Annotated in this window: 3 protein-coding genes; 2 read left to right on the plus strand and 1 reads right to left on the minus strand. The window is 66.0% G+C overall.

What is annotated here, in order from left to right:
* Positions 1 to 689, plus strand: a 689-nt coding sequence (locus tag J4F42_22615; protein MCE2488316.1) for a hypothetical protein, incomplete at its 5' end; no start/stop codon positions are given.
* Position 690: 1 nt separating this feature from the next.
* On the plus strand, positions 691 to 1,770 hold the full coding sequence (gene mtnA, locus J4F42_22620; protein MCE2488317.1) for an S-methyl-5-thioribose-1-phosphate isomerase: 1,080 nt from the start codon (positions 691 to 693) through the stop codon (positions 1,768 to 1,770).
* Between the two features lie 79 nt (positions 1,771 to 1,849).
* Here the strand turns inward: mtnA and J4F42_22625 are convergent.
* Positions 1,850 to 2,208, minus strand: a 359-nt coding sequence (locus J4F42_22625; protein MCE2488318.1) for a glycoside hydrolase family 3 protein, incomplete at its 5' end; no start/stop codon positions are given.

Genomic DNA, 2,208 nt, shown 5'->3' on the forward strand with positions numbered 1-2,208 from the left:
TGCTGAGTCAAGGCAAAAGCGCACCGCGCCGGTCTTCTGTAACCGGCCGGCCGTGTGCTACACTCCGGCTCATGACGAGCCCGTCGTCCCCGTCTCCCGAGCCGAGCTTTCTGGCCTCGTTCCAGAAGCTGCTGCGCTCAACCTCCTCGCTCGTTTTCACGGCCGTGCGAAAGGCGCCGGTCCTGGTCGTCGCCGTGCTGGTCCTGGCGGTTCTCTACTACCGGAATCCGCAACAGTTCCAGGATACCGAGCCCGCCGAACCGGCCAAGGCCAGCGTCGCTGCCGAGCCGCAACCGCCCCCCGAGCTACCGGCCGGGCAACAGGCCCTGTGGCTGTGCGTGCAGCGGGTGGATTCCCAAATGACCGGCGGCCTGTGGGCGGACGTCTACTACGGGATGGAGGCCAAACTCGACGGCACGGCGGTGACGGTCAAGGTGACCGAGCGCTGGAAAAATCTATCCGAGAGCAAGCAGAAAATCCTGGCCCAGCTGCTGGTCGATACCTGGCTGCGAACCGGCCAGGCGCTCCAGGTTCTCGACGCTCCTCAAGACACGTCCGAGGTGCGCATCCAAGCCTCGGGCGAGCCGTTCCGTGAGATCGTGATTCAGCGTCTGCCGGACGAGCAGACGGTGGCGGCGTGGCGACCGGCGACCGGGATACAGCTGTTTGACCCCCAGACCGATGTCTAGCATGCCGACCGCTTTTTTCGCCATCAAATGGCAGACGGCCCAGGCCGGAAAGCCGGCTGCGGTGATCATGCTCGATCAGCGCTTCCTGCCGACCCGCGAACTCTACCGGACCTACACCCACTACCAGGGCGTTGCCCGGGCGATTCGCGCCATGATTATCCGCGGCGCGCCGGCCATCGGCGTGGCTGCGGCCATGGGGCTGGCGCTCGGTGCGCGACAGCTCAAGACCAGCGACCGGCCCGCCACCTTTGATCGACTGTGCCGGGTTTTTGCCGCGACCCGTCCGACTGCGGTCAACCTGTTCTGGGCCATTGAGCGCATGCGGGGCGTCTACGCCGAGACCCATGAGGCGGGCCGGACTCGTCTGTGCGAGCGCCTCGAACACGAGGCTCTGACCCTGTATGCCGAAGATATCGAGGCCAACCGTCGTCTGGGCCGTTATGGGGCGGCGTTGATCCCGCCTCGGGCAAGCGTCCTCACCCACTGTAATGCCGGCGCCCTGGCCACGGCCGGCTACGGCACGGCCCTGGGAGTGATCCGCGCCGCCTGGGAGCAGGGCAAAGCCATCTCGGTCTTTGTGCCCGAGACGCGCCCGTTTCTGCAGGGTGCCCGGCTGACAGCCTGGGAACTGAGCAAGGAAGGCATTCCGGCAACCCTGATCACCGACAATATGGTCGGTCATTTCATGCAGAAGGGCGCGATTGACTGCGCAATTGTCGGAACCGACCGGACCGCAGCAAACGGAGACGTGGCAAACAAGATCGGGACGTACACCTCTGCGGTGCTGGCCGCCCGGCATGCGCTGCCCTTCTATGTTGCGGCGCCGACCGCCTCGGTCGACCTGGCCTGCCCCTCCGGCGCGCATATTCCGATTGAGGAGCGCGCGGCGCGCGAGGTCACCTACATCTTCCGCCAGCAGATCGCTCCGACCGATATTCCGGTTGCCAACCCGGCTTTTGATGTCACGCCCCATCCCCTGGTCAGCGCGATTATTACCGAGCGGGGGGTCGTGCGTGCCCCGTATGCCGAATCCCTGCCACGGGTGGTGCGGGCTGTCCAGTCCGACACGGCCGTCTCCTAGCGGCCCGGGTCACGCTTTCGTACCCGCCGTACCTCCCAGGGCTTCCGCCAGTTGCTTATGGGCGGCACATCCGACGACCTCAGCAGAGACGGACGGGAGTTGCCTGGAGCTGGTCTTGAGCACCGCAACTCTGCGCCCGGGCTGACAGGCGGCCAGCGGTCAGCGCCTGGAGACAGGCGTCCCTGGCCTGTATGGCCCGCTGCGGGCTGTGACACACCAGGAGCAGGTCCGTGCCAGCGACCAGGGCCTGAACCGCAGCCTGCTCAACGCTGCCGTGACGGACGATTGCACCCATCTCCAAATCATCGCTGACCACAACCCCGTCGAAGCCAAGCTGGCGGCGCAACAGCTCGGTGATAATCGGTGCTGACAGGCTGGCCGGCCGGTCCGGATCGAGCGCCGGGTAGACGACGTGGGCGGTCATGAGCATTGCGATCT

The sequence above is a fragment of the Desulfurellaceae bacterium genome (assembly GCA_021296095.1).
GTDB lineage: Bacteria > Desulfobacterota > Binatia > Bin18 > Bin18 > JAAXHF01.

What these genes read in the sequence shown, in the direction of transcription:
- mtnA (MCE2488317.1), top strand. Translation starts at nt 691, where the DNA reads ATGCCGACCGCTTTTTTCGCCATCAAATGGCAGACGGCCCAGGCCGGA.